Origin of the sequence: Pseudomonas sp. HMSC057H01 (assembly GCF_001836405.1) — a bacterium.
In the GTDB taxonomy this organism is placed as follows: domain Bacteria; phylum Pseudomonadota; class Gammaproteobacteria; order Pseudomonadales; family Pseudomonadaceae; genus Pseudomonas; species Pseudomonas aeruginosa.
Genome location: NZ_KV828383.1, coordinates 1 through 26,745 on the forward strand (window position 1 = coordinate 1; position 26,745 = coordinate 26,745).

Consider the following 26,745-nt stretch of genomic DNA (forward strand, 5'->3'; position numbering starts at 1 on the left):
GGCGCTCAACATAAGGCCGAGCATTATGCGAAGCAAGAGTGTTAAGGCCAAATAGTAATGTCTCGATCTAGCCAAATAGAAATGTCCCAAATCGGCGTCTAGGGGTCATGCCGAGATAAGGGGAAAATTCATTCATTTGGAATGTAAGCCATTGCTCTGAAAGGCTTTCTATCCGGCAAGCGCTGGCTTGCAACTCATGGTCTATCTTTTCCGTCTGGTTCAAGGAAAGGAGTGACACATGGCATCCCTCGAACGTACCGCCTACCCTGTATTGTCGCGCTCCTATTCGAGGGCCGAGCTTCAGCGTGAATTCAGCTTCTCCGAGGAAGAAGTCACGTGGGTCAAAAGTCGCTCTAATGCAGCATTCCGACTGAATCTCGCTGTTCTGTTCAAGACTTTTCAGGTACTCCGATACTTTCCAGAAATCGCTGAAGTGCCGGAGCCAGTTGTCGATTTCATCCGCACACAAATAGGTCTACGCAGCAAGGTTGCGCTATCACCCTACAAGTGGATGCAGCTTTACCGCCATATGAGTGCCGTTCGGGAAAAACTTGGGGTTCGACCGTTCTACGGCTCGGATGGTCAAGACATAGCATCCACGCATGCACAGTTGATGGCTCCCCTCCTCGAACAGCGCGCTGACATTATTAATGCGATCATTGACGAGTTGCTGCGCCAAAACTACGAGCTGCCCGCCTATTCGACCTTGAATGACCTAGCAGAAGCCGCTCGTGCAGAAGCACAAGAGAAAATCTTCAACCTTGTGGTAGCCAGAGCTCCAATCAAGGTGATCTATAAGCTAAGGGATCTTCTCGACACGGACTTCGGGCGTCGGCAGAGTGACTTCAACACACTCAAACAGGCACCCAAGAAACCCTCGCGCAAGCATCTGGAGGTACTGATCGACCACCTAGCCTGGCTAGAGAGTTTCGGGAAACTGGATGCCATTTTTGATGGGATCGTCGATACGAAAATTCGCCACTTTGCTGCCCAAGCTGCGGCGTCGGATGTATCTGAACTGAAGGACTGCTCGCTGCCGAAGCGTTACACGCTGATGCTTGCTTTGATCTACCGTATGCGGGTGCGAACCCGAGATCACCTGGCCGAGATGTTCATCCGAAGAATCTCCACGATCCACAAACGCGCCAAGGAGGAGCTGGAGCAAATCCAGGCACGTCAACGTCAGAAGTTGGAACAACTGGCGGCCACCCTGGACGGCGTGGTGCAGATTCTGGTTCAAGAGCCGGATGACCAGGAGGCTGGTAGCCTGATTCGAGAATACCTCTCCCCCGATGGCAACATGGATCGGTTGCGAGAGGTTTGTGCTGAAGTTCAGGCCACAGGAGGTAATAACTACTTGCCGCTGATCTGGAGGCACTTCAAGTCCCATCGTTCACTGCTGTTTCGCCTCAGCCACCTTCTCCAGTTGGAGCCCACCACCCAGGATCGCTCACTTATCCAGGCGCTTCAGCTCATTCAGGACAGTGAGAATCTGCACAGTGAATGGATCGATGAGCATGTCGACTTGTCGTTTGCATCAGATCGCTGGGTGAAGATCGTGCGTCGCCCTACCAGTGAAGGGCCGCCTACCAACCGACGTTATCTGGAGGTCTGCGTGTTCTCCTACCTGGCCAGTGAACTGCGCTCGGGTGATCTGTGCGTGCAGGGATCGGAATCCTTCGCCGACTACCGTAAACAGTTGCTGCCTTGGGAAGAGTGTCTCCAGCGGCTACCGGCATACTGCGAGAAGGTGGGCCTTCCTACCACAGCGAAGGAGTTTGTCGCCTCGCTCAAGAGCCAGTTGGAGGAAACCGCGCAACAGTTAGATGACAAGTTCCCTTCCTGTCGAGGGGATGTGTCGATCAACGATGCAGGCGAGCCGGTACTGCGGCGGGTGATGGCGCGGGACATCCCGCCTTCAGCCATCTCGCTACAGACGGCGCTTATGCAGCGTATGCCAGCCAGGCACGTGCTGGACATTATGGCCAACATTGAGCACTGGATTCAGTTCACGCGGCATTTCGGACCGATGTCCGGCAACGAGCCAAAGCTCAAAGAGCCGGCCGAGCGCTACCTGATGACGATCTTCGCCATGGGTTGCAACCTCGGCCCCAGCCAGGCCGCGCGGCATCTGGCCGGTAATGTCACACCGCATATGCTGTCCTATACCAATCGCCGCCACCTCTCGCTGGAGAAACTGGACAAGGCTAATCGCGAGTTGGTGGAGCTCTATCTGCAACTTGACCTGCCCAAGCTTTGGGGCGATGGCAAAGCAGTGGCCGCAGACGGTACCCAGTTCGACTTCTATGACGACAACCTACTGGCCGGCTACCACTTCCGCTATCGCAAGATGGGGGCCGTGGCGTACCGACACGTGGCCAACAACTACATTGCAGTGTTCCAGCACTTCATCCCGCCAGGCATCTGGGAGGCGATCTATGTGATAGAGGGACTGCTCAAAGTCAGCCTTAGCGTCGAGCCCGATACGGTCTACTCCGACACCCAGGGCCAGTCGGCCACAGTATTCGCCTTCACTCATCTCCTGGGTATCAATCTGATGCCGCGTATCCGCAACTGGCGCGACCTAGTGATGTGCCGACCGGATCGAGGCGTATCGTACAAGCACATAAACCGACTGTTCACCGACACTGCCGACTGGCACCTGATCGAAACTCACTGGCAGGATCTGATGCAGATTGCGCTGTCGATCCAGGCCGGCAAGATTTCCTCGCCCATGCTGCTACGTAAACTTGGCTCTTACAGCCGGCGCAACAAGCTCTACCTCGCAGCACAGACGCTGGGCAGTGTTATCCGCACGATTTTCCTGCTCAATTGGATTGGCAGCCGAGAGCTGCGCCAGGAGGTCACTGCGAACACCAACAAGATCGAGTCCTACAACGGCTTCTCCAAGTGGCTCTCTTTCGGCGGCGATGTAATTGCCGAAAACGATCCGGACGAGCAGCAGAAACGTCTGCGTTACAACGACATGGTGGCTTCGTCGGTGATTCTGCAGAACACCGTGGACATGATGCGCATCTTGCAGAAACTAGCCCGCGAAGGGTGGCAGTTTACCGATGAGGACGTGTCCTTTCTTAGCCCCTACCTGACCAGTAACGTCAAGCGTTTCGGCGAGTTCAACCTTAAGCTCAACCGACCGCCGGAGCCCTGGATCAAGGATTCGGTATTCCAACAGGCTGCCGGCTCGTTGCGAGTCAACTCGACCAGTAAGGCCGCGGCCGAGGAGGCAATATGATCGAGATTGCGTCAGCGTCTTTTCGAGTCACACCCTACGGTGAGGTGGACATCGCAGCACTGGACAGAATGCGAGCCGGATTCGATACATCCCAACTTCTACGGCTAGTTGAAGGTCTGGATGCATGCCTCTCGGAAATGGGTGGTATCACCGCCTTGCGTGACGAACTGCTGAAATTGCACGCAATGGCACTGACTATCGTCGAGGGGACTGCCCCGGCTGCACCCACCGAGAACGCGTGTATCTGGGCTGAAGCAGAATCTGTGCAGTTGGGCCTAGAAGCGCTGGCGACGTGGATTCGCTCCGCTCAGGGCTTCCTAACTCCCTTGACCAGTCTTGAGCCTGAGCATCAGCAGTAGCTCGTTAAACCGTATCAAGCCGAGCCGGAATCAGCCCGGCTTGATCAGTGACCTAGCGATTCGGTAGCCGCTGAGCGATCACGACAAAGAAACGCCGGCATTGCCCGAACGTCGACCAGTTCAGCAGCCAATTTGACAAGGGGCTGCGTAATCATAGGTACCACTCAAAATGTATATCTTTACTTGAGACTATGACTCATCATAACGAATCGCTCGCGAAATTCGAAACCTGACTTCTTATAAAAGCTTACTGCTTTAGGATTATTTTCGTCCACTTCTAGATGAACTATTGCGGCACCTTGAGACTTCAAGAAGGACTTGACCTTTTCTAGAATCTCACTGCCAAATCCCTGTCCTCGGCACTGTTCATCGATATAAAATTCATCAATCCAGACCTCAATCCCCCTGAACTCGATACTGTAGCAATTGCAAGTAGCAATATATCCAATCTGCTTGCTGCCAAGACAAATAATCCAAACGTTGCCCTTTTCTGAAGATGACAAGAGAGGGCGAAGTGCAGCCAGCCTGTCTTCGTCAGTCATCTCAATACCATCGTATAGGTGGTATTTTTTCATTAGCTCCACGAGTAAGAGCTCATCATCTATTGAGGCTGAGATCAACTTGATATTTGAATTTTTGCTCATGGCATCTTCAGATCTTGGTCATCATTATTACGCCGGCAACGATTACGACTATGGCGCTCATGCGCTTATATGCGTCCGACGAGCTAAAGTTTTCGCTGAGTATCTTTGGGTTAACTATTGCTAGCCAATGACTTAAGGCTAGCACATATACCGGGTGAAGACTGACCAAAACCGAGACCACCGCAACGTTTCCACCAGCAGATAATGCGCCAATAAAAAGCGCGTATCCACCGGCGTCGAAGAGATTGCTCAGCGCATACACCGCCCAGCCCTTTGGTGGCATTTCGGAGACATCCTTTGCGATGGAATGGCGCCATTTCGGAACCAGCAGCATCAGAGTCCCGCCAAGACCGTAGCCTGCATAGTTAAACATAAGAACCGAGGGCAGGCTGTGACTCAGGAGCAGGTGATCGTATAGTAGCGTAGCCACCGCCCCAAAAACTGCTGAACCTATTAGAAGCAATACTGCTGATAAACTTATCGAGCCTGGTCTCCCTTTGCCGATTGCCACAGCAAAGTAAACCCCGACAAAAACCAAGGCAATGCCGAGCAGCTCAATCCCTGTTGGCGAATAACCAAGCAAGAGGATCGATACGACAAGCACCAGCAAAGGAGTTAACTGATGAAGCGCAATCGCAGTAGAGATATCGACCGACTTCAGCGGCATTGCGTATAGGAAATACATTCCAAAAATGCATAATCCTGACAGCAGGTTCAGAAGCGCTGAGGTTGTGTCAAAGTCAGATGGTGTAAAGAGAAGAAAAATCAGCGCAGAATAAAGAAGATTTCCAATGCTCAGGAGAAATATAAATGTAGTCCAGTGATTCGCATGATGGATCACTGCCAGCTTGTCCAGGATATTTGAAAGGCTCCACAGCAGTGGAGCCATAAGTGCCATAACTAACCAGGTCATTTTCCTCGAAGTACCTCTAATATGGTATCGCGACTATCCTTCAATAAAACATGAGAAAAGTCGTCGGTGTCATGGTCAAATATAAAGGTTCGCTGATAGTCGAAGCTCTCTGAAGTTTCGAATTCCACAATCTTGTCTAGAATCGCCTCAACCTCATCAAAGCGATGAGAGTGATTAAGGCGAAGAATTTTCATTGCATTACCGTAATGGGCTGCCTCATCACGGGCAGCATATCTAATCCAGGTTGAAAGAGACTCGTTTTCAAACGAGTCAAAGAAGCTTACATCTTGCTTGTAGGCTCTTGTGCTGGTCACTTCATCAAATGCGATAGAGAGAAGAATTGTGAATTCATCCTTCATGAAGTCTTCGATATGAGAAAAGTCCGGAGAGTTCGATCTAATCTCGCGATCAATCATGTCTTCCGGCATGGAGTAAAGTACGCTATTAATCTTTCTCAGTCCGCGATAATGATTTTGCTCATCGAGATGCCACAGGCATACGAACTCGATAAATTCATTGCTAAATTGAATGTCGCGACGGCCAAACAAGTAGCGCAAGAAGTTTATTGAATCAAATTCAGAGCTCATGTCATGCCAAAAGAAAGGCCGACGCTCCTCGAGCTTTGAGGGATTCGACTTTATCTGTTCAATTGACAAACCCTTCAGCAACTCCAGGGATGACCATTCGTAGCTTTTAAGACCAATACCCGACTTAACATTTGACACTTGAACGCTCCTTGTTCAGAGGACAAAATTTGAGAACAGCCAGGGAGAGTCGCTATCTATGGCCGAAAAGGTGCCTGGGTTGTTTTTGGTAGGATTCCAGTCCGAATAAACCCCTTTTAGTTCGCCTAGATACTGTGAAATATAAGATAGTGCCACTTCATGATCCATGTCTTCGGCTTCAATTATTCCTGCCGACGGATGGCTCAGGATCCATAAGTAACCGGAAAGAACTCCGGCTGCTACCTGTAACGTTGTTGCAGTGTTGAGAGTGGCAAGTTCCTTGGCCTTTTCGATGCTTAAGATAGATCCATACCAATAACTAGATTTTTCGTGCCCCATAAGAAGAACACCGAGGTAATCAGAACCCGACAAGATATCACCAGGACGAAGTACTTTTGTCTTTTCTGGAGTCATGCAATCATTGCCGAACCATTCATGTACAGAGAGAATTGCTTCATCGCTTGGGCGATAGGCATAATGGACAGTTGGTCTATATGTCTCATCGGCAGTTCTGAGCGTCAAAAAGTCAGCAATTGAAATTGCCTCGTGATGAGTTACCAAATAACCTAAGCTAGGGCCGTTAAATGGCGTCCATGTCTTAACTCTAACAGAGGCCCCTGGCTTCTCAATATAGATTGCTGCTCCGCATCCATCTGTATGCATTGACGCATCCGTGGGTAGACTTCGCTCGTGACTTCCCCAGCCCAACTCTGCCGGTTGTTGCGACTCACTTATGAACCCATGCACTGACCAAGTATTTACGAACTCACCCCTCTCCCTAGATTTCTGAGAAATTTGCGAGTCGTACTCTGCGACATGGATTACTTTGACACCCAATCTTTGGCTTAGGATAGCCCACTGCTCTTTATTAGAGGGCTTTTTACAATCACCCAATATCTCTTCCGCTAAATCTAAAAGAGCACGTTTAACGAAGTGGGATACCAACCCAGGATTCGCGCCATGCGCCACGAGAGCCGTCACCCCTGAGCCTAGCCTCTTTTTCAGAGACAGCATTTGTTCTCTTAAGTGATAGTTAGTTCGCTTATGCAGTGGTATGGTTGGGTCATCATATCCGCCCTTCCACGGCTCAATGCATGTGTCTAAATAAAGAGCCCCTGCGGAGCGGCATAATTCTATCAGGGCAAGACTTGAGACATCGGTTGATAGATTTATTAGAACCGTCCCTTCACCAAGAATCGGCACAAGAATGTCGCGATAGTTGATTTGATCAATTGCAGAGTTGATAAATTTTAAGCCAAAACTGTTAGCAAAGTACTCAATAAGCGGTGGTGTTTTTGGATCGATCGCGTAGATTTCTAAAGTAGATAAGTCGTGAACCTTAGAAAGGAGAGGAAGGAAGGACTGGGCAATCGTTCCTAGTCCCACAAAGACAATTCGCTGGGGGGGATTAATTGAAAAATCCATTCAAGCATCCTTACTGTCTATTATGAAAATCTGTTTCCCTATGCCTGCATGTCTACTTTGAACTTGGCTGGCATGTCAAATTATTTTTCTGGATCGCCTATATTTTCTTTTTAAATCAAATACTTAATCGATAGTTAACTTCGGGGAGGGAGGTGCCAACTGGGCAGGTTTTAGTCAGCTCCGTGGCAAGTGACAATGATTTTCACTTGCACATCACGCACTATGCAGTTTTTGGGCTTGCCCGCTTGAAACTCCCTTCTTATCGCCGCACTCGTTGGAGCTTGCAATCAAGACTGGCAGCCAGGCCCAGAGAAGGGGCCAGGCCTTAACCGCAGTGGAGCGCTTGACCAGCGTTTCGGTCGACAAGGCCAGGATCAGATCTAACACTGTTGGCGGCAGCGGTGTTGATGGTCATGTGTCCCTGGACGTCTTCTTCTGTTGGGGAAAGAAGAAAAACGTCTTCTGCGGCGGCGCGATCAGGATATCGGTGGACTTGATGCTCGTGCCTTTGCGCCGCCTGCTCTTGCCTTCCTTGTCCACTGCCTGGATATCGCCGTTGGCCACCGCGACATCCAGGGCCAGCTTCACGCGACTTTCGTCTGCCATGGTGAAGTTGGTGAGCTCCGTCATGAGCTGGATGAAGGGACGACGCTCGACTTCGAATACCTGTTTGGGTAGCAGCTCGGACAGTTCCCCACGAATCCGGGTATCAGTCACTTGGTCGAACTGGTGTTCTCCTTCGCAGAGTAGGTCCGGCTGGCCGGTCACCCCCACATCCCGGTTAGCGTCGTAACCAAAGAAGCAGGACGGTGATAACAGGTGGGAGAAATTGTTGCCGTACTTCCAGTGTATGGCTTTCATCACGTCGTTGGCGCGGTAGCTGTTCGCCAGGTGGATGAACCAGTAGGCCATGGGGTTGGTGCCGTGTGGGCGAATGAAGAACACCGTCATGAACTGCGCGCCGCTTTCCTGCTTGATCCCGTCCGACAGATAGCGCTGGATCAGGTACTGCCAATCCTGGGAGCTATGTGCTTTTAAGTGCCGTAGCTGTTCCCAGGGGACATACTGTTCTAGACCGATACTGGCAATAGCCTTGCGGTTGGCGTGGCGGTCCGCTAAGTACGTGATTAGAAAGTCGACATTGAAGGTCAGCAGGACCTCAGCATTGCTGAGGTGCTGGAAGATCCATTTGATCTGGCCGAATGGCACGTCGCCGTAGCCGTACTGATCGAGCAGAAACAGAACGCGCTCGCTTTTTCCAAAGGCCTTGAGGCTTTGCGCAATGGCCGGAAGAGCTTTGGTGAACTCGGCGGTATGCAGGTGAATGTCCTGTCCAATGCGGGCCTGATGTCCGCGGCTGGCCAGGACGGCGTGCAAGCAAGCAGTATTCTTCGGCTTCACATCCACAAAGTGATGCTGCGAGCAGATCGGTCGATGCTTGATGCGCCCCACGTTGTTGCGCACTTCCGACTCCTGGATTGCTTCCAGGGCGATCACCGGGGAGCCGAAGTGGTGACCGCCTGCGCTGTCGTTATATATACCTCCACCGCTGAAGCCATCGACAATTGATAGGCCAAGCAGTGGCATTTGCTGATTCCGCATCAGGACATCGATGTAGGCCTGGATGTAGTCGTCGATGATCTGGTGCTTGATCTTGCTGTGTGGATCGATGGTGGGAAAGGTTTGGGTTGCCCAGTCCCAGCGGTACTTCTCGTCATCCTTGGCCATCGGGTCGTCCTTGTTTTGGTATCAGGCGAGGGTCAGCAGCGGAATTTCATCCCAGGTCTGGCCCTTCAGCAGCCGGCCATTAGCTTTCTTTGAACGCTTCACGCCATCGGAGCCCCAGCCGCCCCATTGTTTGAAAAAGAAAGCAGCGCCAAAGGCATCGCACTGGCGGTGGATGTTATCCACCCACTCCTGCTTCATTGGCCGGGCCTTGGCGCCGGACTCGCCGCCGACGATGACCCAATGGATGTCAGTCAGGTTCAGTTCACCCAAGTCTTCTAGTAAGGGTTCCGCGGAGAGGAAACGGATCGCGGCGTTGATGCCACGCAGGCAGTCGATTCTGGGCACGCCGTACTCCCGGTCCTCGACCGAGACCCCCAGCCAAGCGTTGGCCGGCGGTGTGCGCTGGCTGAAATAGTCGGCCAGGCGCTCGGCCCGCTTAGTGAGGATCTGGAAGGTGTGCTGTGAGGCCTGGTGGATAACCGCGAACACCTGGTCGATGTAGGTGTCCGGCACCTGCTCATGGAACAGGTCAGACATGGAATTGACAAAGTAGATGGTCGGCTTCTTGCGCTGCAGAGGCTCCTGCAGTTTCTCTGGGCGCAGGCTGAGGCGAAAGCCGTTCTCGTAGCCGGGCGTGCCCATGGCCTGCAAGCGACGCGCCATGTTCTCGGCATAGCAGTGTTTGCAGCCCGGCGACACCTTGGTGCAACCCACCACCGGGTTCCAGGTCATTTCCGTCCATTCGATGCTGGTCTGCGTACTCATTGCACCGTCACTCCTGTCGTGCGTCGATGTTAGTGAGAAGCTGGCACTTGAGTCAAAGTGCTGGCATTTAGTTCGAGAGCAGGCCTCGCAGCGAGGCCGCCAAAGGAGATGGCAGGGTCGATGTAGCGCATCGCCGATTTGATGTCCTTCCACCCCACGTAGGTCATTAACGCCTTAATGTCCCAGCCATTGGCCGTGGCCCAGGTGGCGAAGCCTCGACGCAATGAGTGGCTGGTATAAAGGTCAGCCTGGATCCCCGCACGCTGGAGTATCTGCCGCAGTAGGACGATCAGACTGCCAGGATTCAAGCCAGCCTCGTTCAAGTTGCCCCAACGGTCCAGCCGACGAAAAACCATCCCTCGAGCAATCCCTGCTGCACCGATCCAGTCGAGATAGGCCTGTACTGGGCACAGCCGCCTCAGCGCAGGTACGTAGTGAGTGGTGCCAAGGTTGTCCCGGTCACCCTTGCTCCAAGGCAAAAACAGCGTCATGCCAGCACCGGCTTCGGCTTGAATGTGCTCCACCTGCAAGCGGCACAGTTCATCGCTACGAAAGCCTCGCCAGAAGCCGATTAGTAGCAATGCCGTATCCCGCCGACAGCGCAAATATCCCGCCAGGTCTTCGGCTTGAAACAGACACATAGCCTCCTGCTCCAACCACTCAACCGCATGCTCCAGATGCTGTAATTGCAGCGGCGCGGCCTGCTTTGTCTGGCTCGGGTGCAGGGTGCGAATTCCCTTCAGTACCTGGTGTACGGTCGGGGTCTTGGTGGGATCGGGGAAGCCGTGCCTGATATGCCACTGCGCGAGGGCGGCGAGGCGCTGCTTTAGCGTGTTGAGGCTCAGCGTGTCGGCGTAGTCCACCAGGTAACGCACGATGGAGTCACTCGTGGCCGGCAAGAAGCCGCCCCAGGTCACCTCGAAATGTTCGACGGCCGACTGGTAGCTACGCCGGGTGTTTTCCCGCGTGCCGGCTTGCAGGTAGCGCTCGACGTCCTTCATCGCCCGTGCGTGCCCTTTGTGTACTGGGAAACGACCGCGAAGCAGCCGTTTTTGCCAATCATATTGAATAATCATCGGTTATTTTATCTGAAACAAGCCTTCAAATCCTGCTTTACTTCATGACAATTTAGTATGTAAATACATGGTATGTAATCCATTATGAAATCGTAGGAGCAGACCATGGCCCGCGGCGGCATCAACAAGGCGCTGGTTCAGAAAGCCCGCCAGGCCATCCTGGCGCGGGGTGAGAATCCCAGCATCGACGCAATACGGGTCGAGCTGGGCAATACCGGCTCGAAAACCACCATCCATCGCTACCTGAAAGAACTCGAAGACGCCGACCGCGGCCGGAACGCGGCCGCATTGCCGCTCAGCGAGCAGCTGGCCAACCTGGTGGCCCAGTTGGCGGATCAGCTCAAGGAGGAAGCGCAGGCCGACGTGGCCCAGGAGCGCGAGCAACTGGCACGGGAACGACTCGATTACCAGAACCAGATTCGGCAGGCCGAAAGCCGTATCCAGCAGCTGGAAGGTCAGTGCGCTGGGCTCACGGAGCAGTTCCAGGCTGCCCAGCAAGCACTGCTGCAGGAACAACAGCTGCGCCAACAGGCCGAGGTCGAGAATGCCCGCCTGCAGCAAGCCAACCACGACCAGGAAGCGCGCCTGCAAGACCGCGACGGGCAGATTCGCTCGCTGGAGGACAAGCATCAGCATGCCCGTGATGCCCTAGAGCACTATCGCCAGGCCAGCAAGGAGCAGCGTGAGCAAGAGCAGCGCCGGCACGAGTCGCAGGTACAACAACTGCAACTGGAACTGCGACAGCTACAGCAGACCCTGATCGTCAAGCAGGACGAGCTGACCCACCTGAACCGCGACAATGCGCGCCTGCTTGCCGAGGCGCGGCAGCAGCAGAAGGATCAGCATGCGCAGCAGAAGCTACTGACGCAGAAGGCTCAGGCTCTGGAGGTCGCCCAGAACACGCTGACCAGCATTGAACGTACGAATGAAGCCCTGGAGCAGCGCTGCCACGCTCTGCAGGATGAGGTGACCCGGCTTGGTGAAGCCTCCTCGATTCAGGCACAGCAAACCCAGAGCCTGCAGGAGCGTCTGGCTAAAGCCACCGCGCAACTGAAATTGCTCGGGCAGGCACCGCCCACGAGCAGCGGTGGCGCAAGTAGCTCATGATCCAGCACACTGAGGTCAGAAGCGGAGTGGAGGTTCAGATGACGCTACCCTACGAACGTACCCGCTCGGTGGTGCAGGCCCAGGAGTTTCTCGTCGAGCTCTCTCGTGACACCACCTTGTCGGAGTCCATCCGCAATGAGGCTCGGCGGCTGCTGTGTCACTACCCGAGCAAGGGCGACATGCTGCAGGCCGGCCGGAATGAGGAGCAAGCGGCGGGTTCGATTTTCGAGCCTGTCTTCAGCTCTTCGATTGAAGACTGAACGGCTACCACTCCTGATATCTGCGCTCAGGCTCAGCCATCGCCCCAGAATTCGTCACGCCGCACCAGGCCGAACTCATCCTTCGTGGAATCAGGCTCCTCGTCGAACATGGCGTTGACCATGCGCTCGCGACGTAGGCCGCTTAGTGTGCGGAAAACCAAAGCTCGCAAAGATGAACCTTGTAGCGCTCGCCATCATGCTTGGAGCCATACCCCCAGTGTGCCTGAAGGGTTCCAAACTGTTGACCATAACCTTCAACGCTAGTGCTCTGGCGGCAAACATCACAGGTAATGTCTACGACCGTTTCAACCGGTTGAGCGGCAGTGTGCTCCATGATCAGTACCTCCTGCGACGGTTGAGGAAAGGGCCATCCAAAAGCCTCAAAGTCGTTTCTGCGCTACGAGCGGATCAAAAACGCTGTCGGCGGATGGGAATGGAGTTCGCAGCACAAGATAGAGGCGGGTGTGGTTAATGCGATCATCGCCCTAGGGCTTTCATGATCAAAAACAGCTACTTACAGACCAAATGAATGAATTTCCCCCTTATCTCGGCATGCCCCCTACCTGGAGCGGCATGGAAAGCCGCTGGCCTTCTACAGCGACAAAGCCAGCGTGTTCCGCAGTAACCATAAGGCGCCTCAGGGCGGCGACGGCTATACCCAGTTCGGCCGAGCGATGTACGAGTTGAACATCGAGAGCATTTGCGCCAACAGCAGCCAGGCCAAAGGTCGTGTGGAGCGTGCGAACCTCACTCTGCAGGATCGCCTGGTCAAGGAGCTGCGGCTTCGCGGAATCAGCAACATGCCCGACGCCAATGCCTTTGCAGCCCACTTTATGGCCAGCTACAACGCGCGTTTTGCCAAGCCGCCGCGCTCTGAGCATGACTGCCATCGCCCGCTGCACAGTGATGAAGATTTGGATCTGATCTTCGCCTGGCGAGAAGCGCGGCGAGTTTCGCAGCGGTTGACCGTGCAGTACGACAAGGTGCTGTATCTGCTAGCGGACACTCCGCAGTCCCGTCGCCTGGCGGGTGATCATGTCGAGATCTACCACTACCCGGATGGCCGCATCGAGCCCAGGGTGGACGGCACCGCCCTCCCCTTTACCACCTACGACAAACTCTGCGAGATAGACCAGGGTGCCATCGTCGAGAACAAGCGCTTGGGTCATGTGCTGCAAGTCGCCCAGCTCGTCCAAGCGCAGCGCGACAGTCGGCGCTCGCAATCGGTACCGGGAAATCCGCGGCAGTCAACGCAAGGCAAGATGCTGTCGAAGAAGGCGCAGCGAGAACTGATGCCGGAAGATATCGCCGCCGCCCTGGATAACACGCCACCATCGAGGCGAAGTCGCCATGCGTGAGTCAATCAGCGCCGAGGCACTGAAGATACTAGTGGTTGCCGGAGCTGCGCGGTACTTACGTGCTATTCCGGCGCCTTCCGGCCACGGTTGGCAGCTCCAAGTGCGCTACAGTCCCGACGGTCAATATTACCCGCTACGTTCTCGAGGTGAACTTGTGCGCGTACTTGGATCACTGGACTCGCTTAATCGGTACGCAAATCGTTTGGGCATCCACACGTATAGCGTGGAGTTATAACTGTGACACGAATTTCCCCATGTGGGGAGTCGACAGGTTTCTAGAAAAATAGTTCGATAAGTGTAGCGACTTTCGTTTGCAAACCGCTACAAATAGCGCTGCGGGCCAACCAGCTGAGTTTTTCCAACACCTGACAGTGTGGAGTAACGCTTCTCCGAGTTCCGGAATCAAGGGCTATGGTATCTACATATTATTTACCGGGTGTGATAATTTTTATCTAGCCCTCTTTATCGAAGGAGAGGGCCAGATAACATTAGATCGCTGCAAAATAGGCCAGCAGCAAGGCTACTGCGGTCGTATAGCGGAGGCCCGATTTGATCGTATTGAATACGTCGCTGAAATTTGGCGCGTCCAGACGTAGGCCAACACCAGGCCCTACCAACGTCTTAATATCCTCGGGGAGCGTCATTGCCTGCCAAGTGCCTGGAGCCAGTGTCCGCAGGTTCACACCGTAGGAAACCAGCAGCCCGGACTCCTGCGAAATGCCTCCGGAGGCGTCCGGAGATAGACCAACGTCGGTTGGATAGACGTTCGGGCTGCCCTTGAAGCGGTCAAGATATCCGCTGCCGAAGCGAGCCTTTATTCTATCAAGATTCTGCGCCATGGAGGTGAGCAAAGGAAGTATCTCACCGTTGCAAACACGTTCCTTTTCATTGACCATCCTGAAACCAATGGTTACGCCGTTGGCTAGTTCTTGGGCAAGCAACGTCGAATACTGCTGGTCCGCTTTGCTGATGTCTCCGCCCGGGACGAATTCCGGGTGTAGCTTCAGCGGAATGTCCCATGCCTCTATAGTCTGTGCTTCGGGGAAGACAAAGCCAGGATTGCATTGACGGGCAAAACCCTTATAGATATTAGCCAGGGATTGACCAGGGTTCTGGTAGATATTGATCTCGGCCATGGTTGCCTCCTCTAGAGTCCCAGGGATCGTTGGAGATAGTCCGCGCGATTGTTCAATCGCCTGGCTATGCCATCGCTCGGATCGGTACTGTTGGGAGTACCATTCCAGTTCCTCAACTCCCTAATGGCGGCTGGCCAGTCGCTCTGAGAAATAGCAGTCTCAAAGTTTGGGAACGAGGAATACTCACCATAGTGGTAATACAGGTCTGTCACTATGGTTTTGACCGCCGGAGGTAAGGTGCTCCACTGCTGGAACTTCACCTTCATCCGATCAGTGACCTTGATCATCTTGGCGGTAAAGAGGGACAGCCCGTCTTCATCTGTGAGTACCGGGATGAGTTGGGCTAATGCCTGGAAGGTCGCGGTGTTCGCTCCTTTCAAGCCGAGGGCGGGGCGAATTTTTTTGCGCGTGGATTCAGCGATGTTCAGAGCCTGAATGCCGGATTCATCGTGCTGGCCGACATCGAAGCCATAGCCAATCGTTACACCTGATTCACCGTTGGGGTCAGAGGTCGGAATAGTAGCTCTGTTGCCTCGCCCACCAGGTGGAAGCTCATGACGGGCGGTGAAATCGATATTAATACCCATTTCAATCAGATAGGAAATATTGGACTGGAGGCGGCTGACCTTATCGGCTTTGTCACCATCGATGCGGTCTTGGATAAAGGTATTGATCTGCTGGTTCAATTGCACCTGGAGGTCGCTCACCGAAATACTGTTGGCTCCTCCGGTTTCGGCGACCGTACGAATAGTGACCTCATGAACCTTGAAGTAGTCGTCGAACACTAGAACGGGCCGCCCGGCAGTCTGGCTTATGACCTGCGTCAGTTGCCCCGTCAACCCACCTTGTGCTGAGTAGCTGGGGGATGACAGCCAGTCGGTATAGAGGTCAGGAATTCCGTGAGTAATTCGGATCGGCTCTGGTTCCGCTGCGAGCAGAACACGCTGTGCCTCCTCTCGTTCTGGATTTTCTAGGTAATTGTATAGCCGCTCCAGATTGCGCTGAAGGGGCTGATCCAATTCTCTATCCACCTTAGTCTCCTCTGCTTAGTGAAGCCAATTTGTTATTTCATTGATTGTTCGCACTCGCTTTCTAGACGATTGAACTCAGTAGAATACTTGTCATATTCATTTTGCATTTTTTCCGGCAAATACTCTCGCTTCAGGTCTCTGAAGAAGCTGCCCTTCTCTAGTATCTTCTTGCATTGGTGGTTTTTGGCAGACAAGGAGAGATGTGCCGTATGAAAAACACGAGAGAGATAACCAAAACCTTCAAACATGTCCCTACACTCTGTTATCAGTTTTCGAGAAATCCAGTAGGCCTTCTCTGTCTCGTTATTCTTCAGTGCTTTCTTCACTTGCTTGTCGTTGAATTTTATAGAGGCGGGCTCGCAGATTGGGGAAGGCTTCCAATACGTGCCAGTAAAACCTGCTGCCGCCCCGCAGAAGCCCTGACAGTCCCTACTTGCGACTCCTTTCTCTATGGTAATTCTGTCATCATTCAGTTTGAAAACGACATCGCACGACATATCGCCGATGCCACGGACGTCGACCTGCACATGATCTGACTCTATAGTTCCATTCAATCCGCAAGCATGGGCATTGTGTCCAGTGCTTCGTATCCGAAACTTTTGAAGTCCTTCGAATAACGGAGATATCGTCAGCAGCCCACTATTTCCAGTCCTATAGTAATCCCCGGGTGGGAAGTAGCTCTTTGGTTCTTCAGCGACACAAAGAGTGATATTGTAGCAAAGGGCGAGTATGGCAAAAATGCTAATGCTTTTGAGCTTCATGTTTATGCCCTGCATGAAAGCAGCTAGGTGGGGCGCTGGGTGATCCCATATAGGATTGTTTTTTTGCTGGTCAGATCGACTGATCTATAAGTTCCGTCGAGCAGGCTAGTCCTCCCAAAAAACACAAGCAGACTTGTAAGAGTCATTCTGTTTTACCAGCACTTCATTCTCAACATCACTAAAGTTTAGACGTCATTGAGCATGAGCTGGAAAAAGTTGCGGCAACGACCCTAGACGCTGAACGCTGCTCACCTAGGACGTTCCACTTCCTTGCGAAACATCACTCTCAGCTTGAAGCCGAAACCTCCACCACCATCCAGCAGAGCGGGCGGAGCAACCGGTAGATCGGGCTCGCGGCAGGTGGCTATCACGCGCCTGGCGAAGACTTCATCGAGCGTACTGCGGCTCTTAACATTCCCCTCGCCGTACTGTACCCGGCAACTGCTTATGCGTCCCGACGAGCTTGCGAAGCGGAAAAACACCACAACATCGGCCTCGGGGATCTCATCTCCCGGTGCGAACAGCGGGTAACGAAGCCTCTTGGCGAATTCCTGGCGGAATTCCTGGATAAAAATGGCCTCTTGCTCTGCTCGCTCCTGCAAAGTGACTGAATGGGAGCAGCCGCCGATCAGACTCAGCAATACCAATAGGCAAACTATCCTCAACGCTCTTCCTCCTTGAAAAAGAGGCAATCTTTTATTTTAGTATCTAGAAATGGCTCTTGACGTCTAAGCCAAGAACTGCAAGAGCTTCCAGCGCCAGGTTTTGACCTTCTGCAATACCCGAATTATGTGCAAACTCGACAAGTCGCTCGATTACTCCGACGCTACCCTGATCTGGCTCGACAAATTCCGATATATTATCCATAGCAACTGAGGCGTCCCACGCAGCCTGACTAAGCAGCTCTTTATACAATGCATCAGCGCTAGATATATTACGAACATTTGCGAGATTAAGCCTGGTTCGATCCAAGGCTTCGTGCGCGATCTGAAGTAGCAAATATGGAAATGGATTCTTTTGAGTTCGACGTTTCCTGCATGAGTCGCTAATTAGTCCAGCAAGCATTGCTGATCCTTCGGCCTCAATGCGAAGGGAATCATCAGCAATCGAGATTGTCCGCGCCTTCGCAATATAGCCCAAAACGTAAGCATCGAACTGAGTCTCGGCAATCATAGACAGAATCTGATTATTACGATTATTGAAATTCATAAGATGCTCCTTGCCCAATCTCAAACTAGATAGATCAGTGGAAACTGTTTCTGAATTCTGTAGTAGACTGCCCGGTCCAACGTCTGAATGCATGTCTAAAACTCGCTGTTTCCGAGTACCCCAGAATATCGCTAATACGATCAACTGGTATAGATGAGTTCAGTAGCAGTGCAATTGCTCGTTCTTTGCGGGCCTTATCTACAATCTGGCGATAAGTGCATCCCTCGTCCGCCAGGCGACGTCTTACCGTCCGCTCATTCATGCATAAATACTTTGCGGTAGTCACCAAGCTAGGGTATTGATCTGGTATGGACTCAAGGAATAACTCGATTCGCTGACGGAGCCCTCCCATCTCTACTTCCAACAGAGCATTGAAACTCTCACCTGCCATATTCAGGGCTGACTGAAATACCGCCGGATTGGCAGTCGCCAGTGTTCTATTCAACTGATGAGCTGGAAAGCTAAATATTATGTCACTTCCTTCATGCTTCACAGGCAAAGAAAAGAAACCTTCATAGATTGTTTTATCTGCGCCGTGCACAGGTACTGTCAATGCAGAGATGGGAAAGTCATTACCTAACAGGTCCATAATGAGCTTGTAGGTTGCAGAGGCTATAACATTTACATGAAACTGACGGGATGCGTCATTCCACTCCGGCTTAAAGTTAACTGAAATATGGATTTCTACTTCGTAATTCTCCCTAGGCTTGACGTCAACATTAGCTATATCACGATTGAACAACTTGACATAGGCCTTTATGACTTTCAAAATATCACCTACGTTCTCAGCGCATAGCAACGCCAATCCTATCACGCCATAATCAGATATATGGTAATAAGTACCAAGATTCAGTCCTTCTTTTCCTGAATACCCCTTGCTAACTATCCAGTTGTAAAGTGCGTCACTTCTTGACTCTTGATCTGCCGCAAAGGGTGGTATTGCGATATCTCGATCACGAAGATAGTTCTGCAGAGGGCGCCATTCAAAATCAAATATGTGTTCGGTCACCATGTCTATATTCACCTCACCCCTACTGTTCTTGATATAGCCCTGAACGCTGCAAGTGCCTCATGCTCCATACGGATGCCGTCAACGTTGTAGTCGATATACGCGGAGGTCTTTGCAATCACCACACGCCTAAGTGGGTTTACATAAATAAACTGCCCGTACACTCCGATAGCCAAGAACTCCCCTTCTTTGCCTTCTGGAATCCACCACTGGTAACCATACCCAAGATTTGGCTCACCATCCTCTATGTAACGTCCAGGACGCAAGTGAGCACTCCGAGGTTTGGTTGATGCCTTGACCCACTCAGCACTTACAATTTGACTTCCAGTCAGGCTGCGACCGCCATGAAGAAATAATAGACCAATGCGTGCAAAGTCTCTTAGGCAAAGGTTCACCCCACCGAATGCTAGCTCTGTGCCCCGATCGTCTGTTAACCATGCACCTTCACATTCGGCACCCAGTTGGGGCCAAAGTCTTTGATTCATAAACTGTGAGGGGCCCATACCAGTCGCGCCCAATAAAACCATACCAAGCACCTGGGTATCTACGCTAACGTAGTGGTGCACTCTCCCCGGGGCATCTTCTCTTCTCAATGAACTCACTTTTTCATTTACTGATCCGCCAAGCGCTATAGTCCTACCTAGCTGGTTGATATCGGAGTCCGAATTCCCGTAGTCCTCACTGAAAGCTATTCCTGATGACATCTCAAGCACATCTCTCAAAGAAACACCCGCATATCCGCCAGCAGAAAGCTGTGGGGCGTACAGGTTCACAGGATCTAGCAGACTGTGTATTGATCCTTCATCAACTGCCATTCCAATCAAGAGGGACATTAATGATTTGCTTACCGACCAGCCAATAGCAAGGCTTTTCGCACTATTGCCCAGGTAGTATTCCTCAAAGGCAATGCGATCGTCACTGAGAACTATAAGGCCGGTGGTATTGCTGCTCGCCAACCAGTTTTTAAAGCCAACCTCGTGACCTTGAAAGCTAAATGAGCCAGGCATATCCCTGAGGTTTTTTTCAAAAAAATGAGCCGCTCCGCTCTTCTTTATTGGGACCGAGTTAAACAGTCTCGGCATTGCTCGAAAATTTTCAGCAATTTTCCCCGAGTCAAACAAAGTGTAAAAATTCCACACTCTCACACCTGCACTACCAATGCAGGCGATGATAAAAAAGATGAGAATCATTGAGAGGAAAATAGCATTTCTCTTATTTATCATTCTTGGCGATCTCTCAGTTTGTGCTAGCTCGTCTCGACCCTGCTAACAGCCAGTGACTATCCGGTAGCGGAGCAAGGTTAAGTCCTTAAGGACTTTTCTCTTAACGGTGAAGATCAAGAGCACTTCACCATCTACTGATATTTACTTTTAACTCGCTTAACACTACTCCGCACGCATGCCATGCACTACTATTATCTGAGTCGCGAAGGTATCCGCCTCTCTTGGACTATGTTTTCAATTTAGCAACACGAAACACTGCAGTATGATCGATATCGCCCTTAGATGAAGCGGCAGACTCATCAATAGACGCCCGCAATAAAAAACCCAACATCACCGCATATCCCGGAGGATCAGCAACAGGATAGATTCGGTCTTTTTCATTGTTTCCATCCGCCGCCTCATGCGTACTACTAGCCCGGAAGCTGATAAAACCAGCATGAAGCATCTTTTTTCTAGAGTATCTTCGGACAAATGCCGGATATTTTCGGACACCCTCTTCGGCAGGTCCTTAGCGGCACCATGTCTTATCTGCGTTTTACTTCATTAAACACCCCATGGAGAATACTAATGACATGTCACCCAGATTGTAACTATCGTAGATGAGTCGACTAGAAGTATTCGCTACAATTTATAGATTCTAAAATCCATTTCATGCTTGGAGATATCGAGTGAACACTTGCTTGTGTTACTTCTGCGCTAGGTTCCGTACGCAAAGTAATGTCGTAAGCACCGTAGCGTGCAAGCCAGCGTGACCATTACGGCAAAACTCTTGACGAGCTTCAGAATCCCACGGCCAGCTCAGCTAGGTCCTGGGGACGAACCCCCGCCCACCGAGGCTATCGACGCATCCGGATGGGTCTGGCGGCTTGACAGCGGGCGAAGGCTTGGCGGACTCTATATTGTATTTAGTCGATACCATCTCGCATCTTAGAGAACCCTCCCATGCCCCTGCCTGCCCTACCCCTGCCTGCCCTACCCCTGGATGCCCTTCTCACCGGCCGCGCCCGGCCCTTCACCCGCCCCGGCTCGCGCAGCGGCATCGCCAAGTCTCCGCGCGACGGTGCGCTCAGGGTCACCCCCGTCGGCCTGGAGGGCGACGAACAGGGCGACCTGCGCGTCCATGGCGGCGTCGAGAAAGCGATCCACCATTACCCACGCGAACACTACGCCGCCTGGATCGCCGAACTGGGCGAACACCCCCTGCTGATGCAGGCGGGCGCCTTCGGCGAGAACTTCAGCACCAGCGGCTGGAGCGAAGCCGACGTCTGCCTCGGCGACCGAGTGCGGGCCGGCACCGCGCTGCTGGAGGTGTCCCAGGGGCGCATGCCCTGCTGGAAACTCAACGACCGCTTCGAGGTCGCCGGGATGTCCCTGAGGGTGCAGGAGTCCGGGCGCACCGGCTGGTACTACCGGGTGCTGGAGGAAGGCGTGGTGGCGGCTGGAGATATCCTGCAACTGGTCGAACGGCGCCATCCGGACTGGTCGCTGTTGCGCCTGTCCGAGGTGCTGTTCGACAGGCGGGCCGACGCCGGGCTGCTGCGCCAGTGCCTGGCGCTGCCGCTGACGCCATCCTGGCGGCGCACCCTGGAGCGGCGCCTGGAAAAAGGCCAGGTCGAGGACTGGGGGCCGCGCCTGGAGGGAGCCCCCGGCCAGGCCGAGACGCCCAGGCCGACCTGAGGAAGCGCCGACCGCCCCCCGCAGGCAGGGAATCGGCCTGGGGATGCATGGAGTGCCGGAAAGCGGGTATAAAGCGCCAGCGTTAAGCGACCCAGACGTCTGCCAAAGGACCCCTTTCATGCTGCGGCTCTCGATGCCGGCCCTGCTCCTGGCTCTTGCCGGCTGCGCCACCAAGCCCCCCGCCAATCCCGATAACCTCTGCGAGATCTTCCGCGAAAAACCGAAATGGCACGAGGCGGCGCTGAAGATGCAGCAGCGCTGGGGCGCGCCGGTCCAGGTGCCGATGGCGATGATGTACCAGGAATCGTCCTTCAAGCACGACGCCCTGCCGCCGCGCTACTACTTCCTCGGTTTCATCCCCTGGGGCCGGGTCAGCTCCGCCTACGGCTACGCCCAGGCCAAGGACGAGACCTGGGCCGACTACAAGCGCGAGGCCGGCGGCTGGGGCGCCAGCCGCGACGACTTCGCCGACGCCCTGGACTTCATGGGCTGGTACATCCAGAAGAGCCAACGGGTCAATGGCGTCTCCAAGTGGGACGCCTACGGCCAGTACCTGAACTACCACGAGGGCTGGGGCGGCTACCGTAACCGCAGCTACGACGCCAAGCCATGGCTGAAGAACGTCTCGCAGAAGGTCCAGTCCCGCGCCTCGCTGTTCGGCGCCCAGTACCGCAGTTGCCAGCAGGAGCTGTCGCGCGGCGGCTGGTTCTGGTAGCCCCGTCCGCGCACGCCGCGGGCCCGAACCTCTTCCGCCTTCGACGAGGGCAACGGACAACGTCCGCCAAGCACCCCCAAGCCGGATCGGCACGCTCGGACGGCCATCCTGCGTCATGGAACCGCAGGCGCATCCTGCCCAGGCAGCCCGCAGCGCCAGTGAACAGGCGGGTCGTCGAACCGGCGGCAGGCCACTTGGCCGAGCGGCCTGCCTTCACCTTTCACCCCGTTTCGCTTCCCAGGCCAGAGCGCTCGCGGATTGGCAGCGTCAGATTTCCTCGTCTACTGTTTGGATAAAAGTTTGGCGCCAGAAATACGTCAATAAATTGACTAAAAAAACTTACCCAGACTACGGATATTTCCCTGGGAATGCTAAGATAGCTATCACAAAGCCACTATCGACGAATGAACCTATTCGACGGGAAAATGACTAAACCGCGTGGCAAATGAAAATAGTCACTAAATTGACGCTTCACCGCCTTGCTCTTCCCTATCCACTCAATGGACTGCCCGTGATCGGCAGAGCAAACAACATGCATTCGAAGTCGGTAGATAGCCTGTCGCTGACACGGGCTGGATTCATCGAGTACTTCCTGGTCGCGACCAAGCTGGTACACGCGCTCACCGCCATCGCCCCGGCGCTGTTCCTGCTGTACTACCCCGGCCTGGTTCCCGTGGAGCTGCGCAGCAACATGCTCGGGCTGCTGCTGTTCTTCGGCGCGCTCACGGTGATCATGTTCCAGGCACTGGACGTCTACTCCGACGATATCTTCAGCAACCGCCTGCGCTTCCGCATCATGTTCTTCGCCTGGGCCTCGGCGTTCTGCCTGCTGTTGTTCATGTACCAGGGCCTGGGCCTGTTTCCCTACCTCAGCAGCAAGCTGGTGATCTTCTGGTTCACCGGCAGCCTGCTGCTGTTCGGCGTGCAGCGCCTGCTGGTGCTGCGCCTGTACCGGGCCTGGATGAAACGCGGCATGTACCTGCAACGCACGGTGATCCTCGGCTTCACCGAGAGCGGCATGCACCTGGCCGAATACCTGGTACGCAACCACGACATCCGCTCCGGCATCATCGGCTTCATCGACGACCGCTCCGAGCGGGTCCCGGAGAACTACAACTCGCTGCCGCTGCTGGGCAACACCAAGGACCTGGAGAAACTGATCCGCCAGGAACAGGTCGACCAGGTGCTGGTCGCCCTGCCCTGGTTCGCCGAGGGGCGCATCGGCGCCATCGTCCACCGCCTGCGGCAATTGCCGGTGAACGTCCTGCTGGTGCCGGACATGGCTGCCTTCCGGCATGCCCACAACCGCATCGTCGATGTCTCCGGGATCCCCATGTTCAACGCGTCCGAGCTGCCGCTGCGCGGCTGGTCGCCGCTGATCAAGCGCTGCGAGGACCTGGTCCTGGCGAGCATCGCGCTGGTCCTCTTCGCCCCGCTGATGGCCCTGGTGGCCCTGGCGATCAGGCTCGACTCCAAGGGGCCGGTGCTGTTCCGGCAGAAACGCTACGGCTACAACAACCGGCTGATCTGGGTCTTCAAGTTCCGCTCGATGTACACGGAAAGGACCGACGCCAACGCCGAACGCCAGACCACCCGCGACGACGACCGCATCACCCGGGTCGGCCGCTTCATCCGCAAGACCAGCATCGACGAGCTGCCGCAGCTGTTCAACGTGCTCGCCGGCAGCATGTCGATGGTCGGTCCGCGCCCCCACGCCACGGCGACCAAGGCCGCCGGCATTCCCTTCGAGGAAGCGGTCAGCGAATACAGCTCGCGCCACCGGGTCAAGCCCGGCATCACCGGCTGGGCGCAGATCAACGGCTACCGCGGTGAGACCGACACCCTGCACAAGATCAAGAAACGCGTGGAATACGACCTCGAATACATCGCCAAGTGGTCGGTGTGGTTCGACCTCTACATCCTGTTCCGTACGGTGCCAGCCGTACTCCTGACCAAGGAAGTCTACTGATGAACGCCGTCGCCCCGCTGATCCCCTGCATCGTTTCCGGCGGTTCCGGGACCCGCCTGTGGCCGGTTTCCCGGGAGAGCATGCCGAAACCCTTCATGCGCCTGGCCGATGACCAGAGCCTGTTGCAGAAGACCTTCCTGCGTATCGCCGGGCTGCCGGACGTCGCCCGCCTGCTTACGGTGACCAACCGCGACCTGCTGTTCCGCACCCTGGACGACTACCGCGCGGTCAACCGCAGCGGCCTGGCCCAGGACCTGCTGCTGGAGCCGGTGGGACGCAATACCGCGCCGGCCATCGCCGCCGCCGCGCTGCATGTGCAGGAGCACTTCGGCGACCAGGCGCAGTTGCTGATCCTTCCCGCCGACCACCTGATCCGCGACGAGCAGGCCTTCGCCGCGGCGGTGGCCAAGGCTCGCGAACTCGCGGCGCAGGGCTACCTGGTGACCTTCGGCATCACTCCGGAACGCGCCGAGACCGGCTTCGGCTATATCGAACAGGGCGCCCCGCTGGGCAACGGCTTCCGGGTCGCGCGCTTCGTCGAGAAACCCGACCAGGCCACCGCTCAGTCCTACCTGGACAGCGGCAAGTACCTGTGGAATGCCGGCATGTTCTGCTTCCAGGCCGCCACCGTGTTGCAGGAACTGGAGCGCCACGCGCCGGAGGTGCTGATCGCCGCCCGCGCCGCCCTGGCCGACGGCAGCAGCCTGGAGAACGGCCAGTGCCGCCAGCGCGAGCTGGCCGCCGGGGCCTTCGCCGAGGCGCCGGACATCTCCGTCGACTACGCGCTGATGGAGCGCTCGGACAAGGTCGCCGTGGTGCCCTGCTCCATCGGCTGGAGCGACATCGGCTCCTGGCAGGCGCTGCGCGAACTCAGCGCGGCGGACGAGAACGGCAACCAGGTACGCGGCGAGAGCGTGCTGCACGACGTCAGCAACTGCTACATCGATTCGCCGAAGCGCCTGGTCGGCGCCGTCGGCGTGCACGACCTGATCATCGTCGACACCCCCGACGCCCTGCTGGTGGCCGACGCGGCGCGCAGCCAGGACGTCAAGTTCGTCGCCCAGGAACTCAAGCGTCGCGGCCACGACGCCTTCCGCCTGCACCGCACGGTCAGCCGGCCCTGGGGCACCTACACCGTGCTCGAGGAAGGCCGCCGCTTCAAGATCAAGCGCATCGTGGTGCGCCCCAAGGCTTCGCTGTCGTTGCAGATGCACCACCATCGCTGCGAGCACTGGATCGTGGTCAGCGGCATGGCGCTGGTGGAGAATGGCGAGCGCGAGTTTCTCCTCAACACCAACGAATCCACCTTCATCCCCGCCGGGCATAGCCACCGCCTGAGCAACCCGGGGATCATCGACCTGGTGATGATCGAAGTACAGAGCGGCGAGTACCTCGGCGAGGACGACATCGTCCGCTTCAACGACATCTACGGTCGCGCCCCCGCCAGCGACGAGAAGAAAGCCTGATGCGCTGCGCCCTGGTCATTCCCACGCGCAACGCCGGCGCGCACCTGGACCGGCTGCTGCCGGCCCTGGCCGCGCAACGGCGGCAGCCGGACAGCATCCTGGTGGTGGACAGCCGCTCCAGCGACGACACGGTGGAGCGCTTCCGCGCCTTCGGCGCGCGGGTCGAGGTCATCGAGCCGGCCAGCTTCAACCACGGCGGGACGCGGCGCTGGGCCAGCCAGCAGGTCGAGGCCGACGCGCTGATCTACCTGACCCAGGACGCCATTCCCGCCTCGCCCGACAGTTTCGCCAACCTGCTCGACGAACTCTATGCCGAGGCCGACATCGGCGTGGCCTACGGCCGCCAGTTGCCGCACCCCGGCGCCGGCCTGCTCGGCGCCCAGACGCGGCGCTTCAACTACCCGCCGGAAAGCCGCAGCAAGCGCCTGGCCGACGCCTCGGAACTGGGGATCAAGACCTGCTTCAGTTCCGACTCGTTCTCCGCCTACCGCAGCGACGCCCTGGCGGCCGTCGGCGGCTTCCCCGAAGACGTCATCGGCAGCGAGGACGCCTACGTCGCCGCGCGCCTGCTGCAGGCCGGCTACGCGGTGCGCTACGCGGCCAGCGCCGAGGTCTACCATTCCCACGATTACCGCTTGCTGGAAGAGTTCCGCCGCTATTTCGACATCGGCGTGTTCTACGGCCGCGAGCGTTGGATACGTGCCGCCTTCGGCGGCGCGGGTGGCGAGGGCAAGCGCTATGTCCTCGCCGAGATACAGGCCTTGCGTGCCGCCGGTGCCCTGTATCGCGTACCTGAAATAGCGCTGCGTAGCGCGTTCAAGCTGCTCGGCTACCGCCTTGGCCAGTTGGAACGCCACCTGCCGGTCGCCCTCAAGCGCCGCATCAGCATGTTTCCAGGCTACTGGAAGTGAACATCATGACCTACAGGAAGTGCTC

Annotated in this window: 24 protein-coding genes and 2 pseudogenes; 10 read left to right on the forward strand and 16 right to left on the reverse strand. The window is 55.2% G+C overall.

Features of this window, described 5'->3' with window-relative positions; translation table 11 throughout:
- Positions 1–238: 238 nt before the first annotated feature.
- Both HMPREF2581_RS02555 and tnpC read left to right on the forward strand, forming a co-directional pair.
- Complete coding sequence (locus HMPREF2581_RS02555; RefSeq protein ID WP_023098965.1) at positions 239–3,253, forward strand: Tn3 family transposase; 3,015 nt, start codon at positions 239–241, stop codon at positions 3,251–3,253.
- Positions 3,250–3,612 (forward strand): Tn3 family transposase post-transcriptional regulator TnpC, encoded by a 363-nt coding sequence (gene tnpC / locus HMPREF2581_RS02560; protein WP_003111043.1) that lies wholly within the window; start codon positions 3,250–3,252, stop codon positions 3,610–3,612. The genes HMPREF2581_RS02555 and tnpC overlap by 4 nt, the downstream gene beginning before the upstream one ends.
- A 179-nt stretch (positions 3,613–3,791) precedes the next feature.
- Here tnpC and HMPREF2581_RS02565 read toward each other — a convergent pair whose 3' ends face one another.
- From HMPREF2581_RS02565 to HMPREF2581_RS02590, 7 genes are all read right to left on the reverse strand, one after another.
- Positions 3,792–4,256: a GNAT family N-acetyltransferase gene (locus tag HMPREF2581_RS02565; RefSeq protein ID WP_003111044.1), complete on the reverse strand. Its 465-nt coding sequence runs from the start codon at positions 4,254–4,256 to the stop codon at positions 3,792–3,794.
- A 7-nt stretch (positions 4,257–4,263) separates the two neighbouring features.
- Positions 4,264–5,169, reverse strand: coding sequence for an EamA family transporter (locus HMPREF2581_RS02570; protein WP_003111045.1), 906 nt, complete (start codon positions 5,167–5,169; stop codon positions 4,264–4,266).
- Positions 5,166–5,894, reverse strand: a complete 729-nt coding sequence (locus HMPREF2581_RS02575; RefSeq protein ID WP_003111046.1) for a hypothetical protein — start codon at positions 5,892–5,894, stop codon at positions 5,166–5,168. The genes HMPREF2581_RS02570 and HMPREF2581_RS02575 overlap by 4 nt, the downstream gene beginning before the upstream one ends.
- A 15-nt stretch (positions 5,895–5,909) precedes the next feature.
- Positions 5,910–7,319: a saccharopine dehydrogenase NADP-binding domain-containing protein gene (locus HMPREF2581_RS31545; protein ID WP_003111047.1), complete on the reverse strand. Its 1,410-nt coding sequence runs from the start codon at positions 7,317–7,319 to the stop codon at positions 5,910–5,912.
- A gap of 411 nt (positions 7,320–7,730) precedes the next feature.
- Entirely contained in the window at positions 7,731–9,047 is a 1,317-nt protein-coding gene (locus tag HMPREF2581_RS02580) for a three-Cys-motif partner protein TcmP (protein ID WP_003111048.1), read from the reverse strand.
- 21 nt (positions 9,048–9,068) lie between these two features.
- Entirely contained in the window at positions 9,069–9,812 is a 744-nt protein-coding gene (locus tag HMPREF2581_RS02585; RefSeq protein ID WP_003111049.1) for a DUF5131 family protein, read from the reverse strand.
- Positions 9,813–9,841: 29 nt separating this feature from the next.
- Positions 9,842–10,888 (reverse strand): site-specific integrase, encoded by a 1,047-nt coding sequence (locus HMPREF2581_RS02590; RefSeq protein ID WP_077488341.1) that lies wholly within the window; start codon positions 10,886–10,888, stop codon positions 9,842–9,844.
- A 105-nt stretch (positions 10,889–10,993) separates the two neighbouring features.
- Between HMPREF2581_RS02590 and HMPREF2581_RS02595 the strand changes: the two genes are divergently transcribed.
- Together HMPREF2581_RS02595 and HMPREF2581_RS02600 are read left to right on the forward strand one after the other, a co-directional pair.
- Complete coding sequence (locus HMPREF2581_RS02595; protein ID WP_003111051.1) at positions 10,994–11,995, forward strand: DNA-binding protein; 1,002 nt, start codon at positions 10,994–10,996, stop codon at positions 11,993–11,995.
- A gap of 38 nt (positions 11,996–12,033) precedes the next feature.
- Entirely contained in the window at positions 12,034–12,255 is a 222-nt protein-coding gene (locus HMPREF2581_RS02600) for a BPSL0761 family protein (RefSeq protein WP_010792965.1), read from the forward strand.
- Positions 12,256–12,287: 32 nt separating this feature from the next.
- Here the strand turns inward: HMPREF2581_RS02600 and HMPREF2581_RS33465 are convergent.
- Positions 12,288–12,589: pseudogene (locus HMPREF2581_RS33465) on the reverse strand (hypothetical protein).
- 226 nt (positions 12,590–12,815) lie between these two features.
- On the opposite strand from HMPREF2581_RS33465, the pseudogene HMPREF2581_RS32835 reads away from it, so the two are divergent.
- A pseudogene (locus tag HMPREF2581_RS32835) lies at positions 12,816–13,613 on the forward strand (ISNCY family transposase); the annotation flags it as partial.
- 488 nt (positions 13,614–14,101) lie between these two features.
- Here HMPREF2581_RS32835 and HMPREF2581_RS02615 read toward each other — a convergent pair.
- The 8 genes from HMPREF2581_RS02615 to HMPREF2581_RS32840 form a co-directional block, all read right to left on the reverse strand.
- Positions 14,102–14,749 carry a DUF3218 family protein gene (locus HMPREF2581_RS02615; RefSeq protein ID WP_003139470.1) on the reverse strand — a complete coding sequence of 216 codons (648 nt, stop codon included), beginning with the start codon at positions 14,747–14,749 and terminating at the stop codon, positions 14,102–14,104.
- A gap of 11 nt (positions 14,750–14,760) precedes the next feature.
- Positions 14,761–15,780 carry a pesticin C-terminus-like muramidase gene (locus HMPREF2581_RS02620; protein WP_003131856.1) on the reverse strand — a complete coding sequence of 340 codons (1,020 nt, stop codon included), beginning with the start codon at positions 15,778–15,780 and terminating at the stop codon, positions 14,761–14,763.
- Positions 15,781–15,812: 32 nt separating this feature from the next.
- Complete coding sequence (locus tag HMPREF2581_RS02625) at positions 15,813–16,541, reverse strand: hypothetical protein (RefSeq protein ID WP_003131854.1); 729 nt, start codon at positions 16,539–16,541, stop codon at positions 15,813–15,815.
- 248 nt (positions 16,542–16,789) lie between these two features.
- Complete coding sequence (locus HMPREF2581_RS02630) at positions 16,790–17,206, reverse strand: hypothetical protein (RefSeq protein WP_003139469.1); 417 nt, start codon at positions 17,204–17,206, stop codon at positions 16,790–16,792.
- Between the two features lie 43 nt (positions 17,207–17,249).
- Positions 17,250–17,750: a hypothetical protein gene (locus tag HMPREF2581_RS02635; protein WP_003131852.1), complete on the reverse strand. Its 501-nt coding sequence runs from the start codon at positions 17,748–17,750 to the stop codon at positions 17,250–17,252.
- A 34-nt stretch (positions 17,751–17,784) separates the two neighbouring features.
- The gene (gene vqsM, locus HMPREF2581_RS02640; protein ID WP_003131850.1) at positions 17,785–18,762 is read right to left on the reverse strand and encodes an HTH-type transcriptional regulator VqsM; all 978 of its coding nucleotides are present in this window, start codon (positions 18,760–18,762) and stop codon (positions 17,785–17,787) included.
- Between the two features lie 8 nt (positions 18,763–18,770).
- Complete coding sequence (locus HMPREF2581_RS02645; RefSeq protein WP_003139468.1) at positions 18,771–19,982, reverse strand: serine hydrolase domain-containing protein; 1,212 nt, start codon at positions 19,980–19,982, stop codon at positions 18,771–18,773.
- Between the two features lie 226 nt (positions 19,983–20,208).
- A complete protein-coding gene (locus tag HMPREF2581_RS32840) occupies positions 20,209–20,427 on the reverse strand; it encodes a hypothetical protein (protein ID WP_123794462.1) in 219 nt (72 codons plus the stop codon).
- A 497-nt stretch (positions 20,428–20,924) separates the two neighbouring features.
- Between HMPREF2581_RS32840 and HMPREF2581_RS02650 the strand changes: the two genes are divergently transcribed.
- From HMPREF2581_RS02650 to HMPREF2581_RS02670, 5 genes are all read left to right on the forward strand, one after another.
- On the forward strand, positions 20,925–21,659 hold the full coding sequence (locus HMPREF2581_RS02650) for an MOSC domain-containing protein (RefSeq protein WP_003139467.1): 735 nt from the start codon (positions 20,925–20,927) through the stop codon (positions 21,657–21,659).
- Positions 21,660–21,777: 118 nt separating this feature from the next.
- Positions 21,778–22,374, forward strand: a complete 597-nt coding sequence (locus tag HMPREF2581_RS02655) for a transglycosylase SLT domain-containing protein (protein ID WP_003089218.1) — start codon at positions 21,778–21,780, stop codon at positions 22,372–22,374.
- A gap of 532 nt (positions 22,375–22,906) precedes the next feature.
- Positions 22,907–24,343 (forward strand): undecaprenyl-phosphate glucose phosphotransferase, encoded by a 1,437-nt coding sequence (locus HMPREF2581_RS02660; RefSeq protein ID WP_003111160.1) that lies wholly within the window; start codon positions 22,907–22,909, stop codon positions 24,341–24,343.
- A complete protein-coding gene (locus HMPREF2581_RS02665; RefSeq protein WP_003139466.1) occupies positions 24,343–25,809 on the forward strand; it encodes a mannose-1-phosphate guanylyltransferase/mannose-6-phosphate isomerase in 1,467 nt (488 codons plus the stop codon). The genes HMPREF2581_RS02660 and HMPREF2581_RS02665 overlap by 1 nt, the downstream gene beginning before the upstream one ends.
- Positions 25,809–26,720: a glycosyltransferase family 2 protein gene (locus tag HMPREF2581_RS02670; RefSeq protein WP_003139465.1), complete on the forward strand. Its 912-nt coding sequence runs from the start codon at positions 25,809–25,811 to the stop codon at positions 26,718–26,720. Before HMPREF2581_RS02665 ends, HMPREF2581_RS02670 begins: the two co-directional genes overlap by 1 nt.
- Positions 26,721–26,745: the final 25 nt, after the last annotated feature.

Coding starts and splice junctions, on each gene's coding strand:
- HMPREF2581_RS02555 (WP_023098965.1), top strand. CDS start 239: ATGGCATCCCTCGAACGTACCGCCTACCCTGTATTGTCGCGCTCCTAT.
- tnpC (WP_003111043.1), top strand. CDS start 3,250: ATGATCGAGATTGCGTCAGCGTCTTTTCGAGTCACACCCTACGGTGAG.
- HMPREF2581_RS02565 (WP_003111044.1), bottom strand. CDS start 4,256: ATGAGCAAAAATTCAAATATCAAGTTGATCTCAGCCTCAATAGATGAT.
- HMPREF2581_RS02570 (WP_003111045.1), bottom strand. CDS start 5,169: ATGACCTGGTTAGTTATGGCACTTATGGCTCCACTGCTGTGGAGCCTT.
- HMPREF2581_RS31545 (WP_003111047.1), bottom strand. CDS start 7,319: ATGGATTTTTCAATTAATCCCCCCCAGCGAATTGTCTTTGTGGGACTA.
- HMPREF2581_RS02580 (WP_003111048.1), bottom strand. CDS start 9,047: ATGGCCAAGGATGACGAGAAGTACCGCTGGGACTGGGCAACCCAAACC.
- HMPREF2581_RS02585 (WP_003111049.1), bottom strand. CDS start 9,812: ATGAGTACGCAGACCAGCATCGAATGGACGGAAATGACCTGGAACCCG.
- HMPREF2581_RS02590 (WP_077488341.1), bottom strand. CDS start 10,888: ATGATTATTCAATATGATTGGCAAAAACGGCTGCTTCGCGGTCGTTTC.
- HMPREF2581_RS02595 (WP_003111051.1), top strand. CDS start 10,994: ATGGCCCGCGGCGGCATCAACAAGGCGCTGGTTCAGAAAGCCCGCCAG.
- HMPREF2581_RS02600 (WP_010792965.1), top strand. CDS start 12,034: ATGACGCTACCCTACGAACGTACCCGCTCGGTGGTGCAGGCCCAGGAG.
- HMPREF2581_RS02615 (WP_003139470.1), bottom strand. CDS start 14,749: ATGGCCGAGATCAATATCTACCAGAACCCTGGTCAATCCCTGGCTAAT.
- HMPREF2581_RS02625 (WP_003131854.1), bottom strand. CDS start 16,541: ATGAAGCTCAAAAGCATTAGCATTTTTGCCATACTCGCCCTTTGCTAC.
- HMPREF2581_RS02635 (WP_003131852.1), bottom strand. CDS start 17,750: ATGAATTTCAATAATCGTAATAATCAGATTCTGTCTATGATTGCCGAG.
- vqsM (WP_003131850.1), bottom strand. CDS start 18,762: ATGGTGACCGAACACATATTTGATTTTGAATGGCGCCCTCTGCAGAAC.
- HMPREF2581_RS02645 (WP_003139468.1), bottom strand. CDS start 19,982: ATGATAAATAAGAGAAATGCTATTTTCCTCTCAATGATTCTCATCTTT.
- HMPREF2581_RS32840 (WP_123794462.1), bottom strand. CDS start 20,427: ATGCTTCATGCTGGTTTTATCAGCTTCCGGGCTAGTAGTACGCATGAG.
- HMPREF2581_RS02650 (WP_003139467.1), top strand. CDS start 20,925: ATGCCCCTGCCTGCCCTACCCCTGCCTGCCCTACCCCTGGATGCCCTT.
- HMPREF2581_RS02655 (WP_003089218.1), top strand. CDS start 21,778: ATGCTGCGGCTCTCGATGCCGGCCCTGCTCCTGGCTCTTGCCGGCTGC.
- HMPREF2581_RS02660 (WP_003111160.1), top strand. CDS start 22,907: ATGCATTCGAAGTCGGTAGATAGCCTGTCGCTGACACGGGCTGGATTC.
- HMPREF2581_RS02665 (WP_003139466.1), top strand. CDS start 24,343: ATGAACGCCGTCGCCCCGCTGATCCCCTGCATCGTTTCCGGCGGTTCC.
- HMPREF2581_RS02670 (WP_003139465.1), top strand. CDS start 25,809: ATGCGCTGCGCCCTGGTCATTCCCACGCGCAACGCCGGCGCGCACCTG.